Here is a 2,532-nt window from a genome sequence, read left to right on the forward strand (position 1 = left end):
CATCTCAGAGCCCTTGGTCTCCTCGGAGCCGTTGCACAGAAGGCCCACGCGCGCGTCCTTCACGCCGAGCGCGACCTCGGCGTAGGCGCGGCCCATCTGGGCGAACTGGACCATGACCTCAGGCTTCACGTCGGCATTGGCGCCCATGTCCAGAAACACCGTCATGTGGTCGCCCTTGCCGGGAAACGGCAGGCTCAACGCCGGTCGCTTGATGCCCTTGATGCGGCCCACGCCGAAGGTCCCGGCGGTGAGGACGGCGCCCGTCGAGCCCGCGGAGAACATGCCGTCGGCATCGCCTGCGCGCACAGCACCCGCGGCGCGCACGACGCTCGCGTCCTTCTTTCTGCGGACGGCGTTGGCGGGGTGCTCGGACATCGTGATGACCTCGGTGCACGGCAGGGCCTCGGCACGGTCATGCTGAGCGCAGAAGGGCTCGACGACGCCGGGGGCGCCGGCGACGAGGACCTTGAGGTCGCCATCGGCCTCGAGCGCCTGCGCCACGCCCTCGATCAGCTCGGAGGGGTCCTTGTCGGAGCCCATCACGTCCACGCATATGGTTACCATGCGTTCCTCCCGGGAAAGCTCGGATTATTCAACCTTTTGAGTATACCCCAGCCGCGCGCGGAGGCCCCAGCCGCCGGGTGGCGCGACACAAAAAAGGGGACGGCCGAGGCCGTCCCCAGAAGGTGCTCTATCGCTCGAGGCTCAATGGCTACTCGGAAACGACAACGACCTCGCGGTCCTTGTAGTAACCGCAGTTCGGGCACACGTGGTGCGGGAGCTTCGGGGCGCCGCACTGCGGGCACACGGAACGCGGAGCAGCGGTGAGCTTGCTGTTCGCCGAACGACGGGAGTGGGTGGCGCCGCGGCCCTTCTTTTGCTTGGGTACTGCCATGATGAACCTCTCAGACTTCTCTTCCAACGTCATCGGGGCGCTTCCGCGCGCCGAGGACGGCCTATCGCCAAAAATCATGCGTTGGTAACTATACCACGTTCCAACGCTCTTGGCACTATACAGTAATTCTCCACGAGAAGAAGGCCGGTCGCGCGGCCCTACTCCCCGTCCTCCTCGTCGAGCTTAAGGTCGGCGAGGGCGGCGAAGGGGTTCGCCGGGCGGCGGGCCTCCTCGATCTGGGCCGCGTGGCCGCAGTCCTCCTCGTTGAGGTTGGCGCCGCAGACCGGGCAGAGCCCCTTGCAGTCGGGCTTGCACAGCACGACGAAGGGGGTCTCCATGATGAGCGAGGTCTGGAGCGCCTCGGCGAGGTCGATCGTCTCGTCGGGGTTGACGAGGGCGAAGTCGATGTCGTCGTCATCGGAGTCGTCGCCGGCGTCGGCGGGCTCCTCAAAGAGGTAGTACTCGTCGACCTCGCCGGCGATGTCGAACTCGGCGCCCTCCAGGCAGCGGTCGCAGGTGCCCTTGACATGGCAGCGCAGCATGCCCGTCGCGAGGATGCCCTCGCCGGCGTTGGTGAGCGCGAGGTCGTAGTCGATGCCGCTGGGCAGCTCGAACTCGTGCTCGCCGAGCTCATAGCCGGGCTCGTCGAGGTGGCCCGTGACGGAGAGCGTGTCGCCGGGGTTCGCGAGGCGCTCGTCGAGCGCGAAGATTACAGGCTTCATACTTGGTCGACCTCGTTACCAGGGCACGTTGTTGGTCGTGTTGCGCGGGCCTGAGTTCTCGTCGAGGGTCTGGCGCACGCGGGTGACCGAGCCGGTGAGGCTCTTGAGGTTCTCCTCGAGGTGCGCGAGCACGGTGTCGGCATACTCCTCGGCGTTGTAGCGGGTGTCGCGCTCGTACTGCGAGGCCTGGTCGCGGATGGCGTCGGCCTGCTGCTGGGCGAGGCGGACGACCTCCTGGTCGCCGGCGAGGATCATGGCCTGCTGCTGGGCGTCGGCGATGATGGAGCTCGCCTGCTGCTGGGCGCGGTCGAGGGTCTCCTGCTCCTCCTTAACGATGCGGCGGGCGTCGGTGAACTCCTGCGGGAACACGCGGCGGATCTCGTCCAGGATCTCGTAGATGTCCTGGGCGTCGACGATCTTCTTTTGCCCGCCGCCGGTAAGGGGCGACTTGGCCTCGCTCACGATCTGCTCGAGCTCATCGACGAGGCTCTCGATTTCCTCTCCCGGCTGCATGCGGGCTCCTTTCGCAACAACGGCGAGGGCACAAGGCCCGTCGACGCATAAAAAAGCACTCTTAACTGAACCATGGTAGCAGATAACGCCGGGCGGCCTACCCCTGCGGCCCCGCGCCGAACCGCTCCCTCAACCGCTCATTCACATTCGGGGGCACGAGCATGGCGACGCTCGAGCCCATCGAGGCGATCTCGCGCACGATCGACGAGCTCACGTAGCCGTACTCGGGGCTCGACATGACGAAGACGCTCTCGAGGTCCGGCGAGAGATGGCAGTTGAGGTCGGCTTGCTGCAGCTCGTACTCGAAGTCGGTCATGGCGCGCAGGCCCTTGACCACGCCGCCGGCCCCCTCCTCGCGGCAGAAGTCGACCAAAAGGCCGCAGAACGGCTTGACGGCGACGT

The 2,532-nt window shown here is 66.4% G+C and carries 4 protein-coding genes and 1 pseudogene; all 5 read right to left on the reverse strand.

Features of this window, described 5'->3' with window-relative positions:
- Positions 1-564 (reverse strand): annotated as a pseudogene (locus tag ACT84W_RS08080) (phosphate acyltransferase PlsX); the annotation flags it as partial.
- A gap of 148 nt (positions 565-712) precedes the next feature.
- A complete protein-coding gene (gene rpmF / locus ACT84W_RS08085; protein WP_417574969.1) occupies positions 713-895 on the reverse strand; it encodes a 50S ribosomal protein L32 in 183 nt (60 codons plus the stop codon).
- 158 nt (positions 896-1,053) lie between these two features.
- Complete coding sequence (locus ACT84W_RS08090) at positions 1,054-1,617, reverse strand: YceD family protein (protein WP_417574968.1); 564 nt, start codon at positions 1,615-1,617, stop codon at positions 1,054-1,056.
- Positions 1,618-1,632: 15 nt separating this feature from the next.
- Complete coding sequence (locus ACT84W_RS08095; protein ID WP_417574967.1) at positions 1,633-2,130, reverse strand: ATPase; 498 nt, start codon at positions 2,128-2,130, stop codon at positions 1,633-1,635.
- Between the two features lie 97 nt (positions 2,131-2,227).
- A partial coding sequence (locus ACT84W_RS08100; protein WP_444328834.1) for a pantetheine-phosphate adenylyltransferase occupies positions 2,228-2,532 on the reverse strand: 305 nt, incomplete at its 5' end.

Source organism: Paratractidigestivibacter sp. (assembly GCF_052362415.1).
Classification (GTDB): Bacteria; Actinomycetota; Coriobacteriia; order Coriobacteriales; family Atopobiaceae; genus Paratractidigestivibacter.

Excerpts from the sequence above, each read along its gene's own strand:
- rpmF (WP_417574969.1), bottom strand. The coding sequence starts at position 895 with ATGGCAGTACCCAAGCAAAAGAAGGGCCGCGGCGCCACCCACTCCCGT.
- ACT84W_RS08090 (WP_417574968.1), bottom strand. The coding sequence starts at position 1,617 with ATGAAGCCTGTAATCTTCGCGCTCGACGAGCGCCTCGCGAACCCCGGC.
- ACT84W_RS08095 (WP_417574967.1), bottom strand. The coding sequence starts at position 2,130 with ATGCAGCCGGGAGAGGAAATCGAGAGCCTCGTCGATGAGCTCGAGCAG.